General features: G+C 70.3%; 22 protein-coding genes. 14 read left to right on the top strand and 8 right to left on the bottom strand.

The annotated features are described in order from the left end of the window. Positions 1 to 55 precede the first annotated feature (55 nt). Together J3P31_RS15760 and J3P31_RS15755 are read left to right on the top strand one after the other, a co-directional pair. Positions 56 to 2,398: a PAS domain S-box protein gene (locus J3P31_RS15760; protein ID WP_210529436.1), complete on the top strand. Its 2,343-nt coding sequence runs from the start codon at positions 56 to 58 to the stop codon at positions 2,396 to 2,398. Next, complete coding sequence (locus tag J3P31_RS15755; RefSeq protein ID WP_210529435.1) at positions 2,395 to 2,769, top strand: response regulator; 375 nt, start codon at positions 2,395 to 2,397, stop codon at positions 2,767 to 2,769. The genes J3P31_RS15760 and J3P31_RS15755 overlap by 4 nt, the downstream gene beginning before the upstream one ends. A gap of 6 nt (positions 2,770 to 2,775) precedes the next feature. On the opposite strand, the gene dapD is transcribed toward J3P31_RS15755, so the two are convergent. Next, positions 2,776 to 3,603: a 2,3,4,5-tetrahydropyridine-2,6-dicarboxylate N-succinyltransferase gene (gene dapD / locus J3P31_RS15750; protein ID WP_210529434.1), complete on the bottom strand. Its 828-nt coding sequence runs from the start codon at positions 3,601 to 3,603 to the stop codon at positions 2,776 to 2,778. Positions 3,604 to 3,815: 212 nt separating this feature from the next. Between dapD and J3P31_RS15745 the strand changes: the two genes are divergently transcribed. Further along, on the top strand, positions 3,816 to 4,694 hold the full coding sequence (locus J3P31_RS15745) for an LOG family protein (RefSeq protein WP_246849568.1): 879 nt from the start codon (positions 3,816 to 3,818) through the stop codon (positions 4,692 to 4,694). Positions 4,695 to 4,781: 87 nt separating this feature from the next. Here J3P31_RS15745 and J3P31_RS15740 read toward each other — a convergent pair whose 3' ends face one another. Genes J3P31_RS15740 through J3P31_RS15730 form a run of 3 tightly spaced genes read right to left on the bottom strand, consistent with a single transcriptional unit; the run spans position 4,782 to position 8,012 of the window. Continuing rightward, positions 4,782 to 5,909: a Gfo/Idh/MocA family protein gene (locus J3P31_RS15740; RefSeq protein ID WP_246849554.1), complete on the bottom strand. Its 1,128-nt coding sequence runs from the start codon at positions 5,907 to 5,909 to the stop codon at positions 4,782 to 4,784. 16 nt (positions 5,910 to 5,925) lie between these two features. Then, a complete protein-coding gene (locus J3P31_RS15735) occupies positions 5,926 to 6,981 on the bottom strand; it encodes a sugar phosphate isomerase/epimerase family protein (RefSeq protein ID WP_210529432.1) in 1,056 nt (351 codons plus the stop codon). Continuing rightward, positions 6,978 to 8,012: a LacI family transcriptional regulator gene (locus J3P31_RS15730; protein WP_210529492.1), complete on the bottom strand. Its 1,035-nt coding sequence runs from the start codon at positions 8,010 to 8,012 to the stop codon at positions 6,978 to 6,980. The genes J3P31_RS15735 and J3P31_RS15730 overlap by 4 nt, the downstream gene beginning before the upstream one ends. A 123-nt stretch (positions 8,013 to 8,135) precedes the next feature. Here J3P31_RS15730 and J3P31_RS15725 point away from each other — a divergent pair, with 123 nt between their 5' ends. From J3P31_RS15725 to J3P31_RS15690, 8 genes are all read left to right on the top strand, one after another. Then, complete coding sequence (locus tag J3P31_RS15725) at positions 8,136 to 9,365, top strand: ABC transporter substrate-binding protein (protein WP_368373093.1); 1,230 nt, start codon at positions 8,136 to 8,138, stop codon at positions 9,363 to 9,365. 59 nt (positions 9,366 to 9,424) lie between these two features. Beyond that, entirely contained in the window at positions 9,425 to 10,363 is a 939-nt protein-coding gene (locus tag J3P31_RS15720) for a carbohydrate ABC transporter permease (protein WP_210529430.1), read from the top strand. 67 nt (positions 10,364 to 10,430) lie between these two features. Continuing rightward, positions 10,431 to 11,312 carry a carbohydrate ABC transporter permease gene (locus tag J3P31_RS15715; protein ID WP_210529491.1) on the top strand — a complete coding sequence of 294 codons (882 nt, stop codon included), beginning with the start codon at positions 10,431 to 10,433 and terminating at the stop codon, positions 11,310 to 11,312. Positions 11,313 to 11,317: 5 nt separating this feature from the next. Next, complete coding sequence (locus J3P31_RS15710; RefSeq protein WP_210529429.1) at positions 11,318 to 12,406, top strand: ABC transporter ATP-binding protein; 1,089 nt, start codon at positions 11,318 to 11,320, stop codon at positions 12,404 to 12,406. Further along, positions 12,403 to 14,844 carry a beta-mannosidase gene (locus J3P31_RS15705; RefSeq protein WP_368373092.1) on the top strand — a complete coding sequence of 814 codons (2,442 nt, stop codon included), beginning with the start codon at positions 12,403 to 12,405 and terminating at the stop codon, positions 14,842 to 14,844. Before J3P31_RS15710 ends, J3P31_RS15705 begins: the two co-directional genes overlap by 4 nt. Then, positions 14,844 to 15,581: a sugar phosphate isomerase/epimerase family protein gene (locus J3P31_RS15700; protein ID WP_210529428.1), complete on the top strand. Its 738-nt coding sequence runs from the start codon at positions 14,844 to 14,846 to the stop codon at positions 15,579 to 15,581. The genes J3P31_RS15705 and J3P31_RS15700 overlap by 1 nt, the downstream gene beginning before the upstream one ends. 12 nt (positions 15,582 to 15,593) lie before the next feature. Next, complete coding sequence (locus J3P31_RS15695) at positions 15,594 to 16,724, top strand: Gfo/Idh/MocA family protein (protein WP_210529427.1); 1,131 nt, start codon at positions 15,594 to 15,596, stop codon at positions 16,722 to 16,724. Between the two features lie 59 nt (positions 16,725 to 16,783). After that, positions 16,784 to 17,281, top strand: a complete 498-nt coding sequence (locus tag J3P31_RS15690) for a GFA family protein (protein WP_246849555.1) — start codon at positions 16,784 to 16,786, stop codon at positions 17,279 to 17,281. A 15-nt stretch (positions 17,282 to 17,296) separates the two neighbouring features. Here J3P31_RS15690 and J3P31_RS15685 read toward each other — a convergent pair whose 3' ends face one another. The 3 genes from J3P31_RS15685 to J3P31_RS15675 form a co-directional block, all read right to left on the bottom strand. Then, complete coding sequence (locus J3P31_RS15685; RefSeq protein WP_210529426.1) at positions 17,297 to 18,052, bottom strand: hypothetical protein; 756 nt, start codon at positions 18,050 to 18,052, stop codon at positions 17,297 to 17,299. Positions 18,053 to 18,111: 59 nt separating this feature from the next. After that, on the bottom strand, positions 18,112 to 19,296 hold the full coding sequence (gene rlmN / locus J3P31_RS15680) for a dual-specificity RNA methyltransferase RlmN (protein WP_210529425.1): 1,185 nt from the start codon (positions 19,294 to 19,296) through the stop codon (positions 18,112 to 18,114). 94 nt (positions 19,297 to 19,390) lie between these two features. Next, positions 19,391 to 19,918 carry an invasion associated locus B family protein gene (locus J3P31_RS15675; protein WP_210529424.1) on the bottom strand — a complete coding sequence of 176 codons (528 nt, stop codon included), beginning with the start codon at positions 19,916 to 19,918 and terminating at the stop codon, positions 19,391 to 19,393. Between the two features lie 183 nt (positions 19,919 to 20,101). Here J3P31_RS15675 and J3P31_RS15670 point away from each other — a divergent pair, with 183 nt between their 5' ends. Both J3P31_RS15670 and J3P31_RS15665 read left to right on the top strand, forming a co-directional pair. Further along, positions 20,102 to 21,088 (top strand): asparaginase, encoded by a 987-nt coding sequence (locus J3P31_RS15670; protein ID WP_210529423.1) that lies wholly within the window; start codon positions 20,102 to 20,104, stop codon positions 21,086 to 21,088. A gap of 88 nt (positions 21,089 to 21,176) precedes the next feature. Continuing rightward, the gene (locus J3P31_RS15665) at positions 21,177 to 22,382 is read left to right on the top strand and encodes a GGDEF domain-containing protein (RefSeq protein ID WP_210529422.1); all 1,206 of its coding nucleotides are present in this window, start codon (positions 21,177 to 21,179) and stop codon (positions 22,380 to 22,382) included. Positions 22,383 to 22,500: 118 nt separating this feature from the next. Here J3P31_RS15665 and J3P31_RS15660 read toward each other — a convergent pair whose 3' ends face one another. Next, entirely contained in the window at positions 22,501 to 23,259 is a 759-nt protein-coding gene (locus J3P31_RS15660; protein WP_210529421.1) for a hypothetical protein, read from the bottom strand. Between the two features lie 212 nt (positions 23,260 to 23,471). On the opposite strand from J3P31_RS15660, the gene J3P31_RS15655 reads away from it, so the two are divergent. After that, on the top strand, positions 23,472 to 24,431 hold the full coding sequence (locus J3P31_RS15655) for an acetyl-CoA carboxylase carboxyltransferase subunit alpha (protein WP_210529420.1): 960 nt from the start codon (positions 23,472 to 23,474) through the stop codon (positions 24,429 to 24,431). Positions 24,432 to 24,434: the final 3 nt, after the last annotated feature.

The following is a 24,434-nucleotide window of genomic DNA, read 5'->3' as shown; positions in this document are numbered from 1 at the left end:
GCCGCAGGCGCGCGGGCTATATCCCTGCGTCAAGGGGACGGGGGCGACCCAAGGCATGACAGACGCGGACGCCATGCACCGGACGGAGGCGGAGTCCGCCCAAGGCGCCGCGCCCCCTTGGCCTGACCGGGACCTGTCCTCGATCACCGGGCCGTGGCCGCCGCCGCTGCGCGCCGCGGCGGCCCTGGCGATGGCGTCCCCCCAGCCCATGTGGCTCGGCTGGGGCGACGAGGCCGCCTGCCTGTGCAACCCGGCCTGCCGCACCATCCTGGGCCACCATCCCGAGCCGGGCCGTCCCGCCGGAGAGGTCTGGGCCGCGGCGGGTGACCTGCGCGACCTGCTGGCCGCGGCCCGGCGCGGCGAGGCCCGGACGGAAACCCGCGTCCTGCCCATCGACCGCGGGCAGGGGCCGGAGAAGGTCGCCGTGACCTTCGCCCTGGGTCCCGTCCTCCAAGCGGACGGCACGGCCTGCGGCTTCCTTTGCGTGGCGACCCTCGGGGCGGAAGCCGTCCGGCTCCCGGGGGAGGAGGCGGATGCGGTGCTTCGCGCCGCGGCCGCCCGGAAGGCCTTCCTCGCGGATCTGAGCGACGCCCTGCGCGACCTGGACGATCCGGCCGCGATCGCCTGCGCCGCCTCGAGCCGCCTTGGACCCCATCTGAACCTCGCACGGTGCGGCTTCGCCGAAGCCGACTCCCCGGGCGAGGCCGTCGTGGTGGGCGGCGACTGGACGGATGGCAGTTCCTCCGTCACGGGCGTGCATCGGCTCGACAGCTTCGGCGCCTTCGTTGCGGGCGCCCTGCGGTCGGGGCGGCCCGCCGTGGTCCGCGATGTCGCCACCGACCCACGGCTCGATCCCGCGCATCGCTCCGCCTATGGCGCCCTCGGAGTCCGCGCGCACGTGGCCACCCCGGTCCTGCGCCCCCGGGGCCTCGCGGCGGTCCTGTTCGTTCACTCCGCAAGCCCCCGGAACTGGTCGGAGGACGAGGCGGACCTCCTGCGGGAGGTGGCGGAGCGGACCTGCGCCGCCATCGAGGCCGCGCGCGCCACCCGCGCCCTGCGGGACAGCGAAGCCTTCATCCGGGACATCCTCCAGGCGTCGAACGACTGCATCGAGGTGCTCGACCTCGACGGCCAGCTCCGCTTCATGAGCGAGGGGGGGCAGCGCGTGAAGGAGATCGGGGACTTCGGCCGGCTGGCTGGGGAATCCTGGGTCCGGCTCTGGCCCCCCGCGGCCCGCCGCCTGGCCGAGGCCGCCCTGGCGACGGCCCGGAGCGGCGGCGTGGGGTCGTTCCGCGCCCAGGCCCCGACCGAAACCGGCAGCCCGCGCTTCTGGGACGTCGTCATCTCTCCGATCATGGACCCGCAGGGCCGATCCGCCCGGCTGCTCGCGATCTCGCGCGATATCACGACCCAGCGCCATGCCGAAGCCGCCCTGCGCGAAAGCGAGGCCCGCTTCCGCAACATGGCCGACAGCGCGCCCGTCATGATCTGGACCACCGACGCGCAGGGGCGCTGCACCTATGTGAACCGCCGCTGGCGCGAGTTCACGGGGCGCCCGCCCGCCGAGGCGCTGGGCCTGGGCTACCTGTCGGCCATGCATCCCGACGACGTTCCCCCCGCCCGGGACATGATCCGGACCGGCCAAAGGCCCGAGCGGGCCGAATATCGCCTGCGCCGCGCCGACGGGAGCTGGGCCTGGGTGCTCGATGCGGCCACGGCGCGCCATTCGCCCGAGGGGGCGTTCATGGGCTACATCGGCTCGGTGGCGGACATCACCGACCGCAAGCTCGCCGAAGAGCGGCGGGCCCTGCTCGTCAACGAGCTGAACCACCGGGTGAAGAACACCCTGGCGACGGTGCAGTCCCTCGCGGCCCAGTCGTTCCGGCTGGGGCAGGTGGACCGGGCCGTCCGCAAGGCCTTCGAGGCGCGGCTCATGTCGCTGGCCCGGGCGCATGACGTGCTCACGCAGCAGAGCTGGGAGGGGGCCCGCCTGGACGACCTCGCGCGCCGCGCCCTGACGCCGTTCAGCACCGATCCCGCCCGGCTGTCCCTGCGGGGTCCAGCGCTCTGGCTGCCGCCGCGCATCGTCCTGGCGCTGGCGATGGCCTTTCACGAACTGGCCACCAACGCCGCCAAGTACGGCGCCCTGTCCGGCCCGGACGGACATGTGGACCTGAGCTGGGAGGCCACCCGCATGGCGGGGGAACGGCGCCTCCGCCTTGTCTGGGCCGAGTCCCGGGGGCCTTCCGTCGAGCCGCCCACGCGTCAGGGCTTCGGATCGCGGCTCATCGAGCATGGCCTCGCCAATGAGCTTGGGGGCGAGGTCGAGATAGACTATTGCGCATCAGGCGTTATCTGCCGCCTGGATGCGCCATTGCCAACGGAGGGGAACGAATGACGGAGACGGGGCCTGCGGGAATCGCGGGCAAGCGGATCCTGGTCGTGGAGGACGAGATGATCGTCGCCATGCTGATCGAGGACATCCTGACCGACCTGGGGGCGACTGTGGTGGGGCCGGCGGCGCGGGTGAACCGCGCGATCGAGCTTCTGAGCGCCGAGCCCGTGGACGCGGCGCTCCTCGACGTGAACCTCGCGGGCGAGGTCACCACCCCTGTGGCCGAGGAGCTCCGTCGCCGTGGCATCCCCTTTGCCTTTGCGACCGGATATGGCGCGGCGGGCGTGCCGCCCGGGTTCGCGGACCAGCCGCTTCTCCAGAAGCCGTTCCAGGAACGCGACCTGGGCCAGGTCATGGCCCAGGTCCTGGCCTGAGCGGGATCAGTCCCGCAGGAGGTCGTTGATGCCGGTCTTGGCGCGCGTCTGCGCGTCCACCCGCTTCACGATCACCGCGCAATACAGGTTGATGCCGTTCGAGGACGGCATCGACCCCGCCACGACGACGGAATAGGGCGGCACCTCGCCGTAGCTCACCTCGCCTGTGGCGCGGTCCACGATCTTGGTGGACCTGCCGATGAACACGCCCATGCCGAGGACGGACCCTTCGCGCACGATGCAGCCCTCGACCACCTCGGAGCGGGCGCCGATGAAGCAGTTGTCCTCGATGATGGTCGGGCCCGCCTGCATGGGTTCCAGCACGCCGCCGATGCCGACGCCGCCCGACAGGTGGACGTTCGCGCCGATCTGCGCGCAGGAGCCGACGGTGGCCCAGGTGTCGACCATGGTGCCCTCGCCGACATGGGCGCCGAGGTTCACGAAGGACGGCATCAGGATCGCGCCCTTGCCGATGAAGGCCGAGCGGCGGACGATCGCGCCGGGCACGCCGCGGAAGCCCGCCTCGCGCCAGCGCGCCTCGTCCCAGCCCTTGAACTTGCTGTCCACCTTGTCCCACCAGGAGGCCCCCTGCGGCGCGCCGTCCTGCAGGACCATGTCGTTGAGCCGGAAGCTCAGCAGCACGGCCTTCTTGGCCCACTGGTTGACGGTCCACTGGCCGTCCGCGCCCCGCTCGGCCACCCGGAGGGCGCCGGTGTCGAGCGCCTCGAGCGTGGCCTCCACGGCGTCCCGCGCCTCGCCCGTGGTGTCGGGGGTCAGGGAGGCGCGATCCTCCCAGGCGGCGTCGATGGCGGCTTCGAGGGCGGCGTGGGACATGGGCTGAACCTCCGGCGTGATGTCGGGGGCCTCATAGGGCCGGGGGTCCGGTCGCGCAATCGGGGCCGGAGACCCCGCGGCGGGTTTGGTTTTCCGGCGATCCGTGCCATTTCCCCGGAATCACTCAAGGACGTTTTGCGATGAACGACGACAGCCTCCACGATTCCGTCCCCGACGCGCCGCTCTCGGCCGAGCCCCCGCTGCGCAATCCGATGCGCGACAGCGTCGAGGACAAGGTGACCGTGGCGCATGTCCCGGTCACGCCGCAGACGCAGTCGCCCTCCTATCGCCTGGCCTTCGGCGACGACGACTTCCTCCTGCGCGAGGAGCTGCGCCCCGTCCGTCTCCAACTCGAGCTGCTCAAGCCGCAGCTGATGCTGGACGAGGCCGGCGTGGAGACCACGGTCGTCCTGTTCGGCGGCGCGCGCATCCCCGACGCGGACCATGCCGGCCACGCGCGGACGCCGATGCTGGCCGCCCTGTCGAAATACTACGAGGAGGCGCGGCGCTTCGCCTTCCTCGTGACCGAATCCTCGCTGGTCGAAAGCCGCGGCCGGCGGGCGGTGGTGGTCACCGGCGGCGGCCCGGGGGTCATGGAGGCCGGGAACCGCGGCGCGGCCGAGGCGGGGGGCCGCAGCGTCGGGCTCAACATCGTCCTCCCGCACGAGCAGGCGCCCAACGCCTATGTCACGCCCGAGCTGTGCTTCAACTTCCACTACTTCGCGATCCGCAAGATGCACTTCCTGATGCGGGCCGAGGCGATCTGCGTCTTTCCGGGCGGCTTCGGCACCCTGGACGAGATGTTCGAGGCGCTGACCCTGATCCAGACCGGCCGCATGGCCAAGGTGCCGTTCCTGCTCTTCGGCAAGGACTACTGGGAGCGGATCATCAACTGGGACGTCCTGGCCGAGGCCGGCACGATCGCCGCCGAGGACCTCGATCTCTTCCGCTACGTGGAGACGGCCGAGGAGGCACTGGACGCCATGCGGACCTGGGCCTGCCGCACGGAAAAGCGCGACGCGCTGCCCGGCCGGTCCTCTGCCCCGGTGCCGCGCCCGGGCGCGCCCGGGCAGCTTGGCGACGGAAGCTGAGGCCCGGGGCCCCGGGGGCCGCGCCGCAGCCGCTCGGGACCCTCGCCGCCCGCCGTCGGACGGGCGGCGTTCGGGGGTCGCCTCAGGTCAGCGCGACACCCACTGGCCCCCGCCCTGCGACGACCTTTGGCACGCGCCGATGAACCACATCCCCTCCAGCCCCGAATCGATGTTGGGGAGGAGCGACCCGTCGCCCGTGCCCAGGATCAGGTCGGCGGCGTCGGTGTAGATGGTGGCGAAGCCCTCCAGATAGCCCTCCGGGTGGCCGGGCGGGATGCGGGTCCAGCGGTTGCCGCCGGTGCCGAGCCCCGCGCCGCCGCGCGTGATGATCTGCTTGGGCTGGCCCAGGGGCGCGAAGGTCATGACGTTGGGGTTCTCCTGCCCCCATTCGATCCCGGCCTTGGTCCCGTAGACGCGCAGCCGGAGCCCGTTCTCGTTGCCCGGCGCCACCTGGCTGGCCCAGAGCATCCCCCGCGCGCCGTTCGCGAAGCGCAGCAGCACATGGCCGTTGTCGTCCACCTGCCGCCCTGCGCCAAAGCTCTGCAGGTCGGCGAGCAGCGCCTCGGTCCGAAGGCCCGTCACGAAGGACAGGAGGTTGAAGGCGTGGGTGCCGATGTCGCCCAGCGCGCCCGCGCCCGCCATCTCGGGGTTGGTGCGCCAGGCGGCCTGCTTGTTGTCGCCCGACGTCTCGACCGTCTCGGTCAGCCAGTCCTGCGCGTATTCGGCCTGCACGAGCCGGATCTCGCCCAGGTCGCCCCGTTCGATCATCTCGCGGGCCTGACGGATCAGCGGGTAGCCCGTGTAGTTGTGCGTCAGGATGAACCGGGCCTTGGACCCCTTCACCGCCTCGGCGATCTGCCGCGCCTGATCGGGCGTGGCGGCCAGCGGCTTGTCGCAGATGACGTTGATCCCCGCCTCCAGGAAGGCAATGGCGGGGGCCGCGTGCATGTGGTTCGGCGTCACGATGCTGACCGCGTCGATGCCGTCCGGCCGCGCGGCCTCGGCCCGCGCCATCTCCCGGAAGTCGGAATAGGCGCGGTCGGCGGCGATGTTCAGGTCCTCGGCCGAGGCGCGCGCGCGCTCGGGGTCCGAGGACAGCGCCCCGGCGACCAGCTCCCAGCGGTCGTCGATGCGGCTCGCGATGCGGTGGACGGCCCCGATGAAGGCCCCGCGGCCCCCGCCCACCATGCCCAGTCTCAGGCGTCGTTGCGCCATGTGTCCGTCCCTCCCCTTACAGTCCCAGCATCGCCTTGATGGCGGCCTCGTCGCGCTCGCCTCCGGCGAAGTCGTCGAAGGCCTTCTCGGCCCGGTCGATCAGGTGCGACGCGATGAAGGGCGCGCCCTCGGCCGCCCCCTGCTCGGGCGACTTGATGGCGCATTCCCATTCCAGCACCGCCCAGCCGTCGTAGCCGTACTGCGTCAGCTTGGAGAAGATGCCGCCGAAGTCCACCTGCCCGTCGCCCAGGGACCGGAATCGGCCCGCGCGGTTGATCCAGGACTGGTAGCCCGAATAGACGCCCTGCCGCCCGTCCGGATTGAACTCCGCGTCCTTGACGTGGAACGAGCTGATCCGCTCCTGGTAGATGTCGATGAAGGCGAGGTAGTCGAGCTGCTGCAGCAGGAAGTGCGACGGGTCGTAGTTGATCGTCGCCGCGACGTGCCCGCCCACGGCGTCCAGGAACATCTCGAAGGTCGCGCCGTCGAAGATGTCCTCGCCGGGATGGATCTCGTAGCCGTAGGAGACGCCATTCTCGGCATAGACGTCGAGGATCGGCCGCCAGCGGCGCCCCAGCTCGGCGAAGGCTTCCTCGATCAGCCCCTCGGGCCGCTGCGGCCAGGGATAAAGGAACGGGAAGGCCAGCGAGCCCGAGAAGCCCACGTGCCGGTCGAGGCCCATCCGCCGCGAGGCGATGGCCCCCTTCTTGACCTGGTCCACGGCCCATTCCTGCCGCGCCTTGGGATTCTTGTGCAGCCGCGCGGGCGCAAAGGCGTCGAAGGCGAGGTCATAGGCCGGGTTCACCGCCACGAGCTGGCCCTGGAGGTGGGTGGACAGTTCGGTGATCTCCACGCCCGCCTCGGCGCAGATGCCCTTCAACTCGTCGCAGTAGTCCTGGCTCTCCGCCGCGCGGTCGAGGTCGAAAAGGCGGCCGTCGAAGGTGGGGATCTGAACCCCCTTGTAGCCGAGCCCCGCGGCCCAGCCCGCGATGTCCTTGAGCGAGTTGAACGGCGCCGCGTCGCCCGCGAACTGGGCAAGAAAGATGGCCGGGCCCTTGATCTGGCTGGTCATGTCGGTCCTTTCGTTAGGTCTTGGTCGTCCTGCGGTGTCTCGAGGTCCTGAAGCGGCGGAGCCTCCGGTTCGCGGATGGCGCGGATCGCCGCGCGCGCCAGAACGGCGCCCGCCCGCCCCACGTCCTCCTCGATCGCGATGATCTCCCGCCGGAAGAGCGAAAGGAAGGGGATCGCTTCCTTGGCCACGAGGTCGATCCCCTGGCCCAGCCGCATCCCATGCGCCTCGAGCGCGGCCACGGAGGCCATCGCCGAGGAGGTCGAGGCGCAGACGAGCCCGTCGACCCCGTCGGGCAGGGCGCGCGCGACCGTGGCCTGGACCTCGCCGCTGGGCCGGTCGCTGGAGGTGTCGGAAAGCACGCGCACCTCGATCCCGGTTTCCGCCGCCGCCTGGCTCACGCCCGCCACGATGTCCTGCGCGTAGTTCTGGTTCAAGGGCGGCGCCACCACCGCCACCCTTCGCCGCCCGAACCGGGCGAGCCGCCGCACGGCGATCGCGCCAAAGGCCATGTTGTCGAAATCGGCCCAGGCGTGGCGGCTGGCCCAGAGCGTCCGCCCATGCGTGGCAAAGGGAAAGCGCCGCTCCATGAGCCAGGCCACGCGCGGGTCGGCAGGCTGGGTCTGGTTGAAGATCACCGCATCGGCGAGCCCCATCTCCACGATGTGCCGAATGGGCTTGAGCGGATCTTCGCCGGGAAAGTAGTAGCTGACGTTCAGGTGGAAGGTCGTGCCCCGCATCGCCCCCGCCAGCGAGGAGATGAGGCGCGCGGTGTTGTTCATCATGTCGTGCTCGGTGGACATCACCAGGCTGATGACCTGGGTGCGCCCCGTGCGCAGGCGAAGCCCTGCCCGGTTGGGAACATAGCCCAGCTCGTCGGCCACGCGACGCACCAGCGCCTTGGTGTCGGCCCGCAGGTCCGGGGCGTCCGCCAGGGCCCGCGACACCGTCGCCACCGCCAGTCCGGTGATCCGCGCGATGGTCTTGAGCGTCGGCTTTTCCTGCACGGGAGCCGGGGTCCCCTTTGCCGCCATATCGCTCACGTTTTCGTCCTCCCACACGCGTCACGCGAAACCCGCTTGCCAGACGCGTCAGGATGGTCATACTCCTAAATCGTTATAGGAAACGAGATGATTTCCGTACGGGAGGAAAAAATCGTGAGACTGACCACCAGCCTGCTGGGGGCCACCGCCCTTTGCGCCGCCACGAGCGCCTCCGCGCTCGACTTCGAGGTCACCCACTGGTGGACCTCGGGCGGCGAGGCCAACGCCGTTTCCAAGATCGCCGAAGCCTGGAACGCCACCGGCAACACCTGGGTGGATGGCGCTATCGCCGGCGGCGGCGACACGGCCCGGCCGATCATGATCAGCCGCATCCTGGGCGGCGACCCCATGGACGCCTTCCAGTTCAACCACGGGCGCCAGGCCGAGGAGCTGATCGAGGCGGGCCTCCTTCTCGACCTCACCGACGTCGCCGAGGAGCAGGGCTGGAAGGAAAAGATCAATCCGCCGTCGCTGCTCGACGCCTGCACCTACGAGGGCCGGATCTACTGCGCGCCGATCAACATCCACTCGTGGCAATGGATGTGGCTGAGCCGCAAGGCCTACGAGGATGCGGGCCTGCCCGTGCCCACCGACTGGGACAGCTTCATCGATTCCGCCGACGAGCTGCGGGCCGCAGGCAAGGTCCCGCTCGCCCTGGGCGGCCAGCCCTGGCAGGCGACGGGCGCGTTCAACGTGATGGCGACGGCCCTGGCCGGCGAGGACGCCTATCTCGCGGTCAACCGCGACAAGGACGCCGAAGTGGCGGGCGGTCCCGACTACGCCAAGGTCTTCGAGGCCGCGGCCGTGGCGCGGGACTTCGCCATGGGCTCGAACGTGCAGGACTGGAACCAGGCGACCAACATGGTCATCACCGGCCAGGCCGGGGCGCAGATCATGGGCGACTGGGCGCAGGGCGAGTTCGCGCTGGCCGGCCAGACCGCGGGCACGGATTACGACTGCCTTCCCGGTCTGGGCGAGCAGGCCGTCCTCGACGCCGGGGGCGACGCGTTCTTCTTCCCGGTGCAGGACGACCCCGAGGTGACGGCGGCGCAGAAGCAGTTCGCCGCGATGCTCCTGTCGCCCGAGGTGCAGGTGGCCTTCAACGCCGCCAAGGGCTCGCTGCCCGTGCGGGGCGACGTGAACCTCGAATCCGTGAATGAATGCACCAAGAAGGGTCTCGACCTCCTGGCCGCCGGCAACGTCATGCCGGCCGGCACGACCCTGCTGTCGCCCGACACGACGCAGCAGATCAACGACCTGATGACCGAGTTCTGGGCCTCCGACTCCATGAGCGCGGCGGACGCGCAGGCCCGCTACGCCGAGATCATCGCCAACGCCGACTGACGACCCGGCCGGACGGGGCGCGCTCCTGCGCCCCGTTCATCCCCCAGGGAGGACCGCCCATGAGCACAACCCACGACGAGGTGTCCAGCCTCGCCGACGGCCCGTCCGTCCCAGCGCGCCGGCCCGTCCGGTTCCTCCGCAACTGGAGCGCCAAGCTCGCCACGGTGCCGATGATCGCGACGGCCCTGGTGATCTTCGTGGGCTGCACCGGCTGGACGGTGATCCATTCGTTCACCAACTCCAAGCTGCTGCCCAAGCTGAACTGGGCGGGGCTCGATCAGTACCGCCGCCTCTGGTCCACGCCGAAATGGTACGTGTCGATCGAGAACCTGGCGGTCTTCGGCGCGCTGTCGCTGATCTTCACGCTGGTCATCGGCTTCGTGCTGGCGGCCCTTCTCGACCGCAAGGTGCGCGGCGAGGACGTGTTCCGCACCATCTTCCTTTACCCCTTCGCGCTGTCCTTCATCGTGACGGGCCTGGCCTGGCAGTGGATCCTGAACCCCGAGCTCGGGCTCCAGTCCGTGATCCGCTCCTGGGGCTGGGACAGCTTCACCTTCGATCCGCTCTACAACGCCAGGATCGTGATCTACGGGCTGCTGATCGCCGCGCTGTGGCAGGGCACGGGGCTCGTGATGTGCATCATGCTGGCCGGGCTGCGCGGCATCGACGAGGAGATCTGGAAGGCCGCCCGGGTGGACGGCATCCCGACCTGGAAGACCTACACCCATGTCATCATCCCGATGATGCGGCCCGTCTTCGTGACCTCGCTGGTGCTGATCGCGTCGGGGATCGTGAAGGTCTACGACCTCGTCATCGCCCAGACGGGCGGCGGCCCCGGCGGCGCCTCGGCGGTGCCCGCGATGTACGTGATGGAATCGATGTTCTCGGCCCAGAACCTCGGGCAGGGCTTCGCCGCCTCGACCATGATGCTGCTGTCCGTCGTCATCATCCTGATCCCCTGGGCCTATCTCGAGTTCGGAGGCAAGAAGCGTGGCTGATCCCGCAAGCCTGAACACGCTGGCCGCGATCGACCCGGTCGGCGACCGCACCGGAGCCGTGGGCCACATGGACGGCCCGCGGGGCCGACGCCCCCGCCGGACCGTGTCCCGCGCCAACATCTTCCTCTACGGGACGCTTCTGGTCGTGTCCCTGTACTACCTGCTGCCGCTCTGGGTCATGGTGATGACCTCGCTCAAGGGCATGCCCGAGATCCGGATGGGCAACATCTTCAGCCCCCCGGTCGAGATCACCTTCCAGCCCTGGGTCAAGGCCTGGGCCGAGGCCTGCACCGGCATCAACTGCGACGGGCTGAGCCGCGGCTTCTGGAACTCGGTCCGCATCCTCGTCCCCTCGGTGGTGCTGTCCATCGCCGTGGCGAGCGTGAACGGCTACGCGCTGGCCAACTGGAAGTTCAAGGGATCCGAGGTCTTCTTCACCATCCTCATGATCGGCGCCTTCATCCCCTACCAGGTGATGATCTACCCCATCGTGATCGTCCTGCGCGAACTGGGCCTGTTCGGGTCGCTCTGGGGTCTCGTGCTGGTGCACACGATCTTCGGGATGCCGATCCTGACGCTGCTGTTCCGCAACTACTTCGCCAGCGTCCCCGAGGAACTGTTCAAGGCCGCCCGCGTGGACGGGGCCGGGTTCTGGCGGATCTTCCTGCAGATCATGCTGCCGATGTCGCTGCCCATCTTCGTGGTCGCGATCATCCTCCAGGTCACCGGCATCTGGAACGACTTCCTGTTCGGCGTGATCTACACCCGCCCCGAGAACTACCCGATGACGGTGCAGCTCAACAACATCGTCAACTCGGTGCAGGGCGTGAAGGAATACAACGTCAACATGGCGGCGACGCTGCTGACCGGCCTCGTGCCCCTCGTCGTCTACTTCGCATCCGGCAAGCTCTTCGTGCGCGGCATCGCCGCGGGCGCCGTGAAAGGCTGATCCCCATGCTCGTTCCCAACCATTCGGTCCGCATCCGGGACCTGACGCTCACCTTCGGCGCGGTCACCGTGCTACAGAACCTCAACCTCGACATCCACGAGGGGGAGTTCCTGGTCCTCCTCGGCTCGTCGGGCTGCGGGAAGTCGACGCTGCTCAACTGCATCGCGGGCCTCCTCGAGCCGACCGACGGCCAGATCTTCATCAAGGGCCGGAACGTCACCTGGCTCGAGCCCAGCGAGCGGGGCATCGGCATGGTGTTCCAGAGCTATGCGCTCTACCCCCAGATGACCGTGCGCGGGAACCTGAGCTTCGGCCTCCGGAACGCCCGCATCCCCGCCGCCGAGATCGAGAGCCGCGTCGCCCGCGCGGCCAGGATCCTGCAGATCGAGCCCTTGCTCGACCGGAAGCCGGGCCAGCTTTCGGGCGGGCAGCGCCAGCGGGTGGCGATCGGGCGCGCGCTGGTGCGCGACGTGGACGTGTTCCTCTTCGACGAGCCGCTGTCGAACCTCGACGCCAAGCTGCGCGCCGATCTGCGGGTCGAGATCAAGCGCCTCCACCAGAACCTCGACAACACCATGATCTACGTCACCCACGATCAGGTCGAGGCGATGACGCTGGCCGACCGCATCGCCATCATGCGGAGCGGCAAGGTCATGCAGCTCGGCACCCCGGACGAGATCTACAACCGCCCGCAGAGCAAGTACGTGGCCGACTTCATCGGCTCGCCGTCGATGAACTTCCTGGACGGGCACTACGAGCAGGGCATGTTCCGGTCGGGCGACCTCAACATCTCGATGCAGGGCTACAAGCTCGGGGCGCCGCAGATCGCCGACCGGCCCGCGATCCTGGGCATCCGGCCCGAGCATGTGGCGACCGGCGCGCTGGTCAGCGCCGCCCCCATCCAGGGCGAGGTGGTGGTGGACCTCGTGGAGCCCATGGGCTCGGACACGCTGGTCTGGGCGCAGGTCGCGGGCAAGCCCTTCCGCATCCGCATGGACGGGCAGGCCCGCGTGGCCCCCGGCGACCGCATTCCGGTCGGGCTCGATCCTTCCAAGGCCTCCCTCTTCGACGCAAAGACGGAAGAACGCCTGTGACACGTCCTCTTTCGGCGCTCCAGGACCTGTCGGGGTCTTGGGCGCTCTCCGACGCCGCGGGCGACACCGCCTGCCCGATGCGCGTGCCCGGCGACGGCATCACCGCCCTCCAGGAGGCCGGGCTGATCCCCGATCCCTACTGGGGGCGCAACGAATACGACCTGCGCTGGATCGCCGACCGGGAATGGACCCTGACGCGCGAGCTGGACCTGACCGACCCCGCTGTGGTCCTCGTGCTCGATGGGCTGGACACCGTGGCGACCGTGCGCGTCAACGGCACCGAGGTGCTGCGCGCCGCCAACCAGTTCCGCACCTGGCGCGTGGACCTGACCGGGATCGCGCGTCACGGCCGGAACCGGATCGACGTCACCCTTCACCCCGCCCCCGCCGAGGCCGCGGCCCGTGCCGCCGCCCAGCCCTTCCCGGTGCCCTACATCCACCAGAACAACCCGATTCCGCACGGCAACATGCTCCGCAAGGTGGCCTGCGACTGGGGCTGGGACTGGAACATCGCGCTGGTCCCCTTCGGCATCACCGGGGGCGCCTGGCTCGAACGGGCGGGCGCGCCGCGGATCGGGCGCCTGTCCATCGCGCAGGAGCATGGCGAGGGGCAGGTGGCCCTCACCGTGACCGCCTGGACCGAAGCCGCCGAGGGCGCGCCCTTCCGCATCACCTTCGCGGGCCATACCGCCGAAGGCACCGTGGAGGAGGACGGCGTCTCCGTCACCTTCGACATCGACGACCCCGACCTCTGGTGGCCCGCGGGCCTCGGCCCGCAGACCCTGCACGACCTCGAGGTGCAGGTGGGCGAGGACGTCCAGCGCCGCCGCATCGGCCTGCGCCGGATGGAACTGGTGAGCGAACCCGACGCGGCCGGACGCTCCTTCGGGGTCCGCGTCAACGGCCGCATGGTCTTTGCCAAGGGCGCGAACTGGATTCCGGCCGACGCCCTCGCGGGCCGGATCACCGAGGCTGCCACCCGCGACCTCCTGCAGTCCGCCGTCGCGGCCAACATGAACATGATCCGCGTCTGGGGCGGCGGGCGCTACGAGCCCGACAGCTTCTACGACGCCTGCGACGAGCTGGGCCTGATGGTCTGGCAGGACTTCATGTTCTCCTGCAACCTCTACCCCTCCACCCCCGACTTCCTGGCCGAGGTGGACGCCGAGGTGCGCGAGAACGTCGCCCGGATGCACCACCACGCCTGCCTCGCGCTCTGGTGCGGCGACAACGAACTGATCGGCGCGCTTACCTGGTTCCCGGAATCGCGCAACGACCGCGACCGTTACCTCGTGAGCTACGACCGCCTGAACCGCACCATCGAGACGGCGCTGCGCGAGACCGATCCCCATGCCAACTGGTGGCCCTCCTCGCCCTCGCCAGGGCCGCTGAACTTCCGTGACGCCTGGCACGAGGACGGCTCGGGCGACATGCACTTCTGGTCCGTCTGGCACGAAGGCAAGCCTTTCGAGCACTACCGCGACGTGGCCCCGCGCTTCTGCTCCGAGTTCGGCTTCCAGTCCTATCCCTCGATGGAGGTGATCCGCACCTTCGCGGGCCCGGAGGACTGGAACATCGCCTCGCCAGTCCTCGAATCCCACCAGCGGAACAACTCCCCAGATGGCGGGCCGGGGGGCAATCCCCGCATCGCCTCGACGCTCTTCCGCTACTTCCGCTGGCCCGAACGGTTCGAGGACTTCGTCTGGCTCTCCCAGGTGCAGCAGGGCCTCGCCATCAAGACGGCGGTGACCGACTGGCGGGCCAAGAAGCCCCACTGCCAGGGCGCGCTCTACTGGCAGCTCAACGACACCTGGCCCGTGGCCTCCTGGTCCTCGCTCGACTACGGCGGCGGCTGGAAGGTGCTGCACCACATGGCCCGGGCCTTCTTCGCGCCCGTCACCGTCTCGGCCGTCCCCACCCCGGAAGGGATCGCGCTGATCGGCGTCAACGACCGGCTCGACCCCGTGGACCTGCGCGTGACCGCCTATGCGACGGCGATGGACGGCACCGCGCGCGAGATCGGGCAAGGGCAGGGGACCCTGGGCGAGAGCGCGGAGCGCCTCCTCCTGATCCCGGCCGGCACCCTCGCCCCGCAGGAAGTGCTGACCTTCGGCTGGGAGGGCTCGGACGGCACGCATGCGGGCGACATCTTCGCGCCCCAGCCCTGGAAGGCCTACGACCTGCCCGACGCGCGCCTGTCGCACGAGGTCGCGCGCGACGGTGACCGCTGGACGCTGTCCGTCACCGCGCAGGCCATGGCCTTCTTCGTCACCGCCGAGGCGGACGTGCCGGGCCGCTGGGACCGCAACGCCGTCCACCTCGGCCCGGGCGCCGTCACGCGCCTGACCTTCACCCCCGGGGAGCCGGGCGCGAGCCCGCGCTTCACCCTCCGCGACCTTCATGCGGCGACCTACGGCCGCGCCGACCAGAGGACATGATGCCGACCATCGCTTACCAGCTTTACTGCTCCCGCAACTTCCCCCCCATCGACGACACGCTCTCCATGCTGGCGCAGGCGGGCTACAAGGCCGTAGAGGGCTACGGCGGCCTTTACGGCGACCTCGACGCGCTCAAGGCCGGCTTGGACCGCAACGGCCTGTCCATGCCGTCCGGCCACTTCGCGCTCGACATGGTCGAGGGCGATCCGACCCGCACGCTGGAGGTCGCCCGCACCCTCGGCATCCAGAAGGTCTTCGTGCCCTGGATCTCGCCCGAGCAGCGGGGCACCGACCTCGACTCCTGGCGCGCCTTCGCGCAGCGCGTGGCCTCGGCGCTCGCCCCGATCAGGGACGCCGGGCACATCGTCGGCTGGCACAACCACGACTGGGATCTCGCCGACCTGGGCGGGACCACGCCCATGGACCTCCTGGCCGAGGCGGGCCTGAACCTCGAGCTCGACCTGGGCTGGGTCAAGCGCGCCGGCCTCGATCCGGTGCAGACGCTGCGCCGGTTCCAGGGCAAGGTCGCCGCCGTCCATGTCAAGGACATCGCCCCCCAGGGCGAGGCGACCGAGGAGGATGGCTGGGCCGACGTGGGCCACGGCATCCAGGACTGGGCCACCATCATGGACGAGTTGGAAGCCCAGGGCATCGACCACTTCGTGATCGAGCACGACAACCCCTCGGATCACGCCCGCTTCGCGCGTCGTTCGCTCGAAAGCGTCCAAGCCTGGTAAGGAACTGACAGAATGGCAAAGCTTGGCGTCGGCATCATCGGCTGCGGCAACATCTCCTCGGCCTATCTCAAGATCGCGCCGTCCTTCCGGAACCTCGAGATCCGGGCGGTCGCGGACATGAACATGGACAACGCGCGCCTGCGCGCCTCCGAGTTCAATGTCCGCGCCGAGACGGTGGACGAGATCCTCGCGGACCCCGAGGTGGACGTGATCGTGAACCTCACGGTCCCGGCCGCCCACTACGACGTGTCCCGCCGCATCCTCGAGGCGGGCAAGCACGCCTACTCCGAAAAGCCCCTCGTCCTCTCCCTTGAGGAAGGCGAGCGGCTGCAGGAACTGGCGGCGTCCCGGAACCTCCGCGTGGGATCGGCCCCGGATACCTTCCTCGGCGGCTCCCACCAGCAGGCGCGGGCGGCGATCGACCAAGGCCGCGTGGGCCGCATCCTCGGCGGCACGGCGCACGTCATGGGCCACGGCATGGAAAAGTGGCACCCGAACCCGGACTTCTTCTTCGCGCCGGGCGGCGGGCCGGTCCTCGACATGGGACCCTACTACATCACCAACCTCGTCCAGCTCATCGGGCCGGTGAAGTCGGTGACGGCCATGGCCAAGGCCGGCCTTCCGACCCGGACCATCCAGAACGGCCCCCGCAACGGCGAGGTGCTGCAGGTCACCACGCCCACCGACATCCACGCGATCCTCGAGTTCCAGAACGGGGCCACGGTCACGCTCGGCGCCTCCTGGGACGTGTGGAAGAACCGCCACGCCAACATGGAGCTGTATGGCGAGGAGGCCTCGCTCTTCGTGCCGGACCCGAACTTCTTCGGCGGCACCGTCGAGGTCGGCGGCGAGGGCGACATCGAAGCCTTGCCGGTCAGCGAGCATCCCTTCGGGCGGGCCAACTTCACCACCGGCGACGGCCGGCACCTCGCCAACTATCGCGGCGCGGGCCTTGCCGACATGGCGCAGGCGGTCGAGCAGAGGCGCAAGCACCGCTGCGACATCGACCTCGCCGTGCACGTCGTGGACGTGATGACCGGCATCCTGCGGTCGGGGCAGGAGCGTCGCTTCGTGGACATGACCACCACCTGCGAGCGTCCCGCCGCCCTTTCGGCCGAGGAGGCCCGCGCCCTTCTCGCCTGACGCACCGTCCGGGCCGGGGCCAAGCCGCCCCTGGCCCGGACCCAGCTTCGGAGCCCGTCATGAGCCAGGGAGTCGGACCCATGATGACCGGCGGATGCCAGTGCGGCGCCGTCCGCTACGCCTTCGACGGCCCGCCCGAGAAGGTGCACGCCTGCCATTGCCGCATGTGCCAGAAGGCGGTCGGCGGCCCCTTCGCGGTCATCTGCCCGGTCGCGAAGTCGGACTTCCGCGTCACCCGGGGCGAGATCGCGTGGTTCCACAGCTCCGATTTTGCGCGGCGTGGCTTCTGCCGGGACTGTGGGACGCCGCTGATCTTCGACTATCCCCACGATCCCGGGATCGGCGTCATGGCGGGCTCCCTGGACCGGCCCGACCTCGTGACCCCGGTCGTCCAGTACGGGGTCGAGACGCAGGTGCCCTGGGCCGCGCGCCTGCCCGGCCTTCCCGGCAAGGCCACGGACACCGACGATCCGGAGGGGCTGATCCCCCGGATCCATGCCACTAACCATCAGCATCCCGACCATGACACGGCCGAATGGCCGCCCCGCCGGGACTGAGAGCGGCAGGCCGGCTCAGGCCGCCTTGGCGGGCTTGGACTGGAGCACCTTCCACTCGGCGCCGAGCTTCGCGATCGTCACGCGGCGCGGATCGCCCTGGGCCAGATCCGCGGGCCTGGTCTCGCCCAGTTCGGCCTGAAGCTCGGTCAGGCGGCGCGCCACGGCCAGCCGGCGCATGGTCAGCGCGGCCTGGTTGCCCGCCGGGATCACGAAGCCGGGCCGGATCGAGCCGGCCCGCGGCGCGTCCTCGGACGGTTCGTCCAGGGTGTGGAGGAAGGTCACCAGCCCGGGGAGGAACACGAAGGCCGACAGGTTCCGCGCGGCGTTCGTCAGCTCCAGCACCGAAAAGTCGGTCTGCATGAGGATGCTGTAGCTCGCCTTGTCGTTCAGGCCCGCGAACTCCGCGAAGGGCAGCTTCTTCTTGGGCACGCCCGTGATGCGCGCGATCGCCTGCATCACCTGGCCGAAGTTCTTGGCCCCGACGGCGGCCAGGAAACGCTCGCCCATCTTGCTGCTGGGGCCTTCGGCCTTCTGCAATTCCGTGCCGGCCGTTCCCGCCTTGGGGACGTAGACGCTCACCCCGGTGGGCATGGGCAGGGCCTGGTCGGGCAGCGGGTTCACAAGGAAGCGGCCCTTGCCCTCGGCCTTGTTCCAGGCCCAGACCGGACGCAGGGCGGCCCGCCGGATCGCCGGCTCGGCCATGAGGGCGGCGAAGAGCGCGCCGTCCACCGGCTTCACGTCGAACGCAACCTTGTTGATCGTGATCTGCATGCCCCGTCCTCCGCTGGTCCGTGCCGCTTCTAGCGGAGGGCGGGCGGTCCTTCCAGCCCTCAGGCGGAGGCGGTCCCGGTCTCGGCGGCGATCTGGGCGCGGGACTTGCGGGCCCGTTCCGTCGCGGACTTGAGCTGCCCGCAGGCGGCCATGATATCCTCGCCGCGCGGCGTCCGGATGGGCGAGGCGTAGCCCGCCTTGTAGATGATGTCCGCAAAGGCCCGGATGCGGTTGTTCGAGCTGCGCCGGTAGGGCGCGCCCGGCCATTCGTTGAAGGGGATCAGGTTGATCTTGGCCGGGATGCCCTCGATGAGCCGGACCAGCCGCCGCGCGTCCTCGTCCGTGTCGTTCACCCCATCCAGCATCACGTATTCGAAGGTGATCCGCTCGGAGTTGGAAAGGCCGGGATACTCGCGCAGCGCGTCCAGAAGCGTGGCGATGTTCCACTTCTTGTTGATGGGCACCAGAACGTCGCGCACCTCGTCGGTCGTCGCATGGAACGACACGGCAAGCTGACAGCCGATCTCGACCGCCGTGCGCGCGATCTCGGGCACCACGCCCGAGGTGGACAGGGTGATCCGCCGGCGCGAGAGCGACAGCCCCTCGGGGTCCATGGCGATCTTCATGGCGTCGCGCACGGACTCGAAGTTGTAGAGCGGCTCGCCCATGCCCATCAGCACGATGTTCGACAGGAGCCGCGTCTCGTCCTTGGGCGCGCCGGGCACCGGCCATTCGCCCAGGTCGTCGCGGACGAGCAGGACCTGCCCCACGATCTCTCCGGCGGTGAGGTTCCGCACCAGCTTCTGCGTCCCGGTGTGGCAGAAGGAGCAGGTCAGCGTGCAGCCCACCTGCGAGGACACGCAAAGGGTCCCCCGATCCTCTTCCGGGATATAGACCGTTTCCACCTCATGGCCGCCCGCGATGCGGACGAGATACTTGCGCGTCCCGTCCGAGGACACCTGCCGGGACACGATCTCGGGCAGTTGCACGCTGAAATGGGCCGCCAGCAGCGCGCGGTAGTCCTTGGCGAGGTTGGTCATCGCCGCGAAATCCCGCACGCCCCAATGGTAGATCCACTGCCAGACCTGGTTGACCCGCATCCTGGCCTGCTTCTCGGGCGTGCCGGCGGCGACGAACGCCTCGCGCATCTGGTCGCGCGTCAGGCCGACAAGGTTCGCCGGCCCGTCCGGCAGCTTGCGCGGAATGGTGTGGACGTCCTGCGTGATGGGGGCGGAAAGCGTCATGGCGGCCTCGATCGGGGAGGTCCCGCACATAGCAACGAAAAGGCCGGCTTCCAAGGGAAACCGGCCTGCATTCCTTGCGACCGCTGGCCGCGCGTCAGGAGGCGCAGCGGCTCTGGGCTTCCTCGACCGCCGAGGTGAAGCCCAGGAGCGAGAACGTGTCGCGCGTGACCGTGCCCCGGCCCGACTGGCCCGTCAGGACGGCCTCGGAGCCGCCCTTCATCGCGGCGACGATCTTGGCGTCGTCATCGGGACCGGCGGGCCAGGCCCACTCGCCTTCGGTGAAGAGCTGGAACTGGGTGCCGCCGACGTCGAGCGTGACCGTCGAGTTGTCCGCGAAGGGGTAGCCGCCCGTGAAGGTGACCTGACCGTTCACGCCTTCGGACGGGCGATAGAAGACGAACAGCAGCGTCTCGCCCCGTTGCACGTCGACCCGCTGCCCGTCGCGGGTGTTTTCCTGCGACTTGGGCGCCGAGACCGAGAAACACTCGGTCGGGTCGGTTTCCTGAAACACGGACCAGTCGGTGCTGGCCGCCACGCGGTTCGTCGTCTGCTGGGCCCAGGCGCCGCCGGCAGCCAGGGCAGCGAGGGCGATTGCCCCGATCCGCGACAGGGTCTTGGTCATCGTTCGTCAGCCTCCAGTTCCAAGCCCGCCGTCCACCGTCGCCGCCCGGCACGCTCCTGGCGCCGTTTGCGGCTGGCGGGGGCTCATCCAACCCGATAGGAGCCCCCATAGCACCGCGTGACCCAAGGGGCAAACCCCTGTCGGGTCACGTCCTTGCGGGGCATTCGCTGGGCGGAGGGCGACATGGCGGCAGTCGAGCTGGTCGAGGTATGGCGGGGGGACCTGCTGGAGTCGGTGCATCGGGCCCATGCGGTGGTCTGCGATGGCGCCGGCCAGGTGGTCGAGGCCTGGGGCGATCCCGAGGCGATCGTCTATCCCCGCTCCTCCTCCAAGATGATCCAGGCGCTGCCGCTGCTCGAATCCGGCGCGGCCGACGCGGCCGGGCTGTCCGAGGATCGCCTGGCGCTGGCCTGCGCCTCGCACCAGGGGGCCGCGATCCATACCGCGCGCGTGGAAGCCTGGCTGTCGGAGCTGGGCCTGGGCGAGGCGGACCTGCGCTGCGGCCCGCACATGCCGTCCGACCGGCCAACCGCCGAAGCCCTCGTGCGGGCGGGGGAGAGGCCCTGCCAGATCCACAACAACTGCTCGGGCAAGCACGCGGGCTTCCTGACCCTGACCCGCCATCTGGGCGCCGGCCCCGAATACGTCGAGATCGACCATCCCGTGCAGCAGGCCGTCCGCGCCGCCGTCGAGGACACCTCGGGCGAGACGGTCGCGGGCTGGGGCGTGGACGGCTGCTCGGCCCCGAACTTCGCGGGCAGCCTGGCGGGGCTGGCGCGGTCCATGGCCTCCTTCGCCGTGGCCGGATCCCGAAGCGGCGCGCGGGCCGAGGCGCAGCGGCGGCTCACGGCCGCGATGATCGCCCACCCGGACCTCGTGGCCGGCGAAGGCCGCGCCTGCACCGAGCTGATGCGCGCCTGCGGGACGCGGGCCGCCATCAAGACCGGGGCCGAAGGCGTCTTCGTGGCGATCCTGCCCGAACAGGGCCTGGGGGTCGCGCTCAAGGTGGCCGACGGCGCCACCCGCGCCTCCGAGGCTCTCATCGCGGCCATCCTTGTTCGGCTTGGCGTGCTCGAGGCCGCCCATCCCGTCGCCCAGCGGCTCATGTCCGGGGTCCAGCGCAACTGGCGCGGCCTCGAGACGGGGCGGATCGTGACCCGTCTGCCCTAAGGCCCCGCGCGAGTTAATCCTTCGGTAAGCACGTCCGTTGTAATTCGCGGAAAATACGAATGCAGGCGGCGTGCGGATGACTTCGGCAATGGACACCCTCAAGGATCTCTCGGGCACCATGGCCCTGCTGGCGTTGCTGGCCGTGGTCTATGGCGTCACCTTGCGGCGGTTCGGGCCCGCCCGCGGCGCCCGCGTCGCCCTGGGCGTGGTGTTCGGGGCGGCGGCGATCCTGGCCATGGGCGACCGCATCCCCGTGACCGAAGGGGTCTTCGTCGACCTGCGCAACCTGCCGGTGGCGCTGGCCGGTGCATTCCTGGGCCTGCCCGGCGCATCCGTCGCGCTGGCGATGGCCGTGGCGGGACGGCTCGGGATCGGCGGCTCGGGCGCCATGGCCGGAATCGCGTCGTCCTTCATCGCCGCCGCGGCCGGTCTGGCCTGGGACCGGCGGACGCGGTCGCCGGCCCGGCGGGGCACTCCGACGCTCCTGGGGCTGGCGCTCGCCACCTCGGCCCACCCCTTGGGCGCCTTCCTGCTGCCGCTTCCCGTTGCCATGCGGACGGTCGCCGCGATGATCCCGATTCTCCTGCCCATCCATATTCTGGGCATCTTGATGATCGGGTGCCTGATCGAACGGGAGCGCGCCTCCCACGCGAGGGAGCGGGCGCTGCGCCGCGCCGCCGAGCATGATCCCCTGACCGGGCTGCTCAACCGGCGCGGCTTTGAACGGGGCGTCGCGCGCTGCGACCAGAGCCAGGGCGGGGCGCTGCTCCTTCTGGATGTCGACCACTTCAAGCGCATCAACGACGACCATGGCCATCCCGCCGGGGATGCCGTGTTGCGCGCCATGGGCGACCGGATGGCCAGCGTCCTGCGGAAGGGCGACCTCGTGGCCCGTCTCGGGGGCGAGGAACTGGCCGTCTTCCTGCCCGGGCAGCCCGCCGCCGCCGCCCGCGTCGTGGCCCGCCGTCTTTGCGAGGTTGTCCGGGCCAGGCCCTTCGCCCTGCCGGCTGGCGGGACCGCGCCGATCACCGTCAGCGTGGGCGGCGCCTGGGGACGGCCGGCCTCGCTCGACCGGTTGATCGCGCGCGCCGATGCGGCGCTTTATGCGGCCAAGCACGCAGGCCGTGACCGCTGCCGCTTCGCGAGCGATCGGCCGGGTCCGCTGGCCAGCATCCCGGCGGCGACCGAATCAGCCTGCGCCGACTGCGTCCTGCGCCTGACCTGCCTTTGCGACTCCGAACGCGACGTCCAGGTCGAACGGCTCGACCATTTCCTGCCCAGCGAAGCGGCCTGACCGGCGGCCCCGGGGCGGCGCTCCTCCGTCCGCCCCCGGGATGGCCGGTCCCATGCCCGGAAACGCCACCCTGGCCTGCCGCGCGGCTCCGGTTGTCCCGCCCGGGGGCGGCAACGGCTCAGTAATCGCGGAGGGCGACCACACCGAAGGCGCAAAGCTGCGAGCAGTCGCTCGCATCATGGCCGACGGTGGCCTCGCCCAGGGCCCCTGCGGCGCCCGGCCCCTCGAACCTCAGGTCGTCGCATTCGCCGTCATGGGCGTATTCGCCTGCGTCATCCCCGAAATCGAGGGCGGCGCATTGCGTGGCGGCCCGCGCCTCGGCCCAGTCCCAAAGCCGGAGGGCCCCGGCGTCATGAAGCGTGCGGCAGTCCGAGGCGTCCCGGCCGACGCTGGCCCAACTGATCGAGGCCGCCATCCCCTGGCCCACGAAGCGGCGATCGTCGCACTCCCCGTCATTGGCCCATTCCGAGGAGTCGTTGCCGAAGTTGACGCCGGCCGTCGCGGCAGGCGTGGCCGCCGACCCCTTGCCGCCCGGAGCGGAGCCTGTCGGGGCCGGCGCTGGCCCCGCGGGAAGGGCGGGGGGGCTCGCGCCGGGCTCTGCCGCGTCGGCCGTGGCCGGCGGCCCGCCCTGGTCCTCCACGAGCCGGACCTGGCCGGCCTCGAAGGCGGTGCGGCAATCGGTGGCATCGGCCATCCGGTCGACCTGCACCGTGACCGAGGACATGCCCGGTCCTGCGAACCGTGGGTCGTCGCATTCGCCGTCGCGGGCCCAGGCGCTGGAATCGTCCCCGAATTCGGGCGTCTGGGCGATCGCGGGCAAGCCTGCCGCGTTCAGGGCGATGGACAAGGCCAGCAGGGCGGCTGGGCGGCGGATCATGGCGTTCTCCGGCAGGGGGCTCGTGGCGGGAAGAGTGCCCCAGCGGGGGCCGCCCCGCAACGGCGGAACCTGGCCCGGCCGGTCCGTGGCGCCTGTCCGCCATGGGCCGTCAGGTTCCCTCCGGCCCCGACCGGCGGCCCGGGACCGTGCTCGGTTGCATCCCGCGCAGCGCTTCGCCATATCGTGCCATCGACCTATCGGGAGTGCGCCGAATGAACTACCTCGAGTTCGAGAAACCCCTTGCCGAGATCGAGGGCAAGGCCGAGGAGTTGCGGGCGCTGGCCCGGTCCAATTCCGGCATGGACGTGGAAAAGGAAGCGCAGGCCCTCGACCGCAAGGCCCAGGACATGCTGGGCCAGCTCTACGGCGGCCTGACCCCCTGGCAGAAATGCCAGGTCGCGCGCCATCCCGACCGCCCGCATTGCAAGGACTACATCGAGGGGCTGCTGACCGACTACATGCCCCTGGCCGGCGACCGCAACTTCGCGGACGACCATGCGGTGATGGGCGGCCTGGCCCGGCTCGGCGCGCAGCCCATCGTCGTGATCGGCCACGAGAAGGGCCACGACACCAAGAGCCGGATCGAGCACAACTTCGGCATGGCCCGGCCCGAGGGCTACCGCAAGGCGATCCGCCTCATGGAGCTGGCCCACCGCTTCCAGCTTCCCATCGTGACGATCGTCGACACCCCCGGCGCCTATCCCGGCAAGGGCGCCGAGGAGCGCGGGCAGGCCGAGGCCATCGCCCGCTCGACCGAGACCTGCCTTGAGGTCGAGGTGCCCGTGGTCAGCATCGTCATCGGCGAGGGGGGATCGGGCGGAGCCGTGGCCTTCGCCACCGCCAACCGCGTCCTGATGCTGGAGCATTCGATCTATTCGGTGATCTCGCCCGAAGGCTGCGCGTCGATCCTTTGGAAGGACAGCGACAAGATGCGCGAGGCGGCCGAGGCGCTGCGGCTCACCGCGCAGGACCTCGACCGTCTGGGCGTGATCGACCGCATCATCCGCGAACCGCTGGGCGGCGCCCATCGGGACCGGCACGCCACCATCCAGGCCGTGGGCGAGGCGGTCCAGGCCTCGCTGGCCGATCTCGTCGGCAAGGCCGGGCGCGAGCTGCGCGACAGCCGCCGGCGCAAGTTCCTCGGCATGGGGTCCAAGGGCCTCGCGGCCTGACGG

The sequence above is a fragment of the Rubellimicrobium arenae genome (assembly GCF_017916275.1).
GTDB lineage: Bacteria > Pseudomonadota > Alphaproteobacteria > Rhodobacterales > Rhodobacteraceae > Rubellimicrobium > Rubellimicrobium arenae.
This window is presented reverse-complemented; position numbering and strand designations above follow the sequence as displayed.

Excerpts from the sequence above, each read along its gene's own strand:
- J3P31_RS15760 (WP_210529436.1), top strand. The coding sequence starts at position 56 with ATGACAGACGCGGACGCCATGCACCGGACGGAGGCGGAGTCCGCCCAA.
- J3P31_RS15755 (WP_210529435.1), top strand. The coding sequence starts at position 2,395 with ATGACGGAGACGGGGCCTGCGGGAATCGCGGGCAAGCGGATCCTGGTC.
- dapD (WP_210529434.1), bottom strand. The coding sequence starts at position 3,603 with ATGTCCCACGCCGCCCTCGAAGCCGCCATCGACGCCGCCTGGGAGGAT.
- J3P31_RS15745 (WP_246849568.1), top strand. The coding sequence starts at position 3,816 with ATGCGCGACAGCGTCGAGGACAAGGTGACCGTGGCGCATGTCCCGGTC.
- J3P31_RS15740 (WP_246849554.1), bottom strand. The coding sequence starts at position 5,909 with ATGGCGCAACGACGCCTGAGACTGGGCATGGTGGGCGGGGGCCGCGGG.
- J3P31_RS15735 (WP_210529432.1), bottom strand. The coding sequence starts at position 6,981 with ATGACCAGCCAGATCAAGGGCCCGGCCATCTTTCTTGCCCAGTTCGCG.
- J3P31_RS15730 (WP_210529492.1), bottom strand. The coding sequence starts at position 8,012 with ATGGCGGCAAAGGGGACCCCGGCTCCCGTGCAGGAAAAGCCGACGCTC.
- J3P31_RS15720 (WP_210529430.1), top strand. The coding sequence starts at position 9,425 with ATGAGCACAACCCACGACGAGGTGTCCAGCCTCGCCGACGGCCCGTCC.
- J3P31_RS15715 (WP_210529491.1), top strand. The coding sequence starts at position 10,431 with ATGGACGGCCCGCGGGGCCGACGCCCCCGCCGGACCGTGTCCCGCGCC.
- J3P31_RS15710 (WP_210529429.1), top strand. The coding sequence starts at position 11,318 with ATGCTCGTTCCCAACCATTCGGTCCGCATCCGGGACCTGACGCTCACC.
- J3P31_RS15700 (WP_210529428.1), top strand. The coding sequence starts at position 14,844 with ATGCCGACCATCGCTTACCAGCTTTACTGCTCCCGCAACTTCCCCCCC.
- J3P31_RS15695 (WP_210529427.1), top strand. The coding sequence starts at position 15,594 with ATGGCAAAGCTTGGCGTCGGCATCATCGGCTGCGGCAACATCTCCTCG.
- J3P31_RS15690 (WP_246849555.1), top strand. The coding sequence starts at position 16,784 with ATGAGCCAGGGAGTCGGACCCATGATGACCGGCGGATGCCAGTGCGGC.
- J3P31_RS15685 (WP_210529426.1), bottom strand. The coding sequence starts at position 18,052 with ATGCAGATCACGATCAACAAGGTTGCGTTCGACGTGAAGCCGGTGGAC.
- rlmN (WP_210529425.1), bottom strand. The coding sequence starts at position 19,296 with ATGACGCTTTCCGCCCCCATCACGCAGGACGTCCACACCATTCCGCGC.
- J3P31_RS15675 (WP_210529424.1), bottom strand. The coding sequence starts at position 19,918 with ATGACCAAGACCCTGTCGCGGATCGGGGCAATCGCCCTCGCTGCCCTG.
- J3P31_RS15670 (WP_210529423.1), top strand. The coding sequence starts at position 20,102 with ATGGCGGCAGTCGAGCTGGTCGAGGTATGGCGGGGGGACCTGCTGGAG.
- J3P31_RS15665 (WP_210529422.1), top strand. The coding sequence starts at position 21,177 with ATGGACACCCTCAAGGATCTCTCGGGCACCATGGCCCTGCTGGCGTTG.
- J3P31_RS15660 (WP_210529421.1), bottom strand. The coding sequence starts at position 23,259 with ATGATCCGCCGCCCAGCCGCCCTGCTGGCCTTGTCCATCGCCCTGAAC.
- J3P31_RS15655 (WP_210529420.1), top strand. The coding sequence starts at position 23,472 with ATGAACTACCTCGAGTTCGAGAAACCCCTTGCCGAGATCGAGGGCAAG.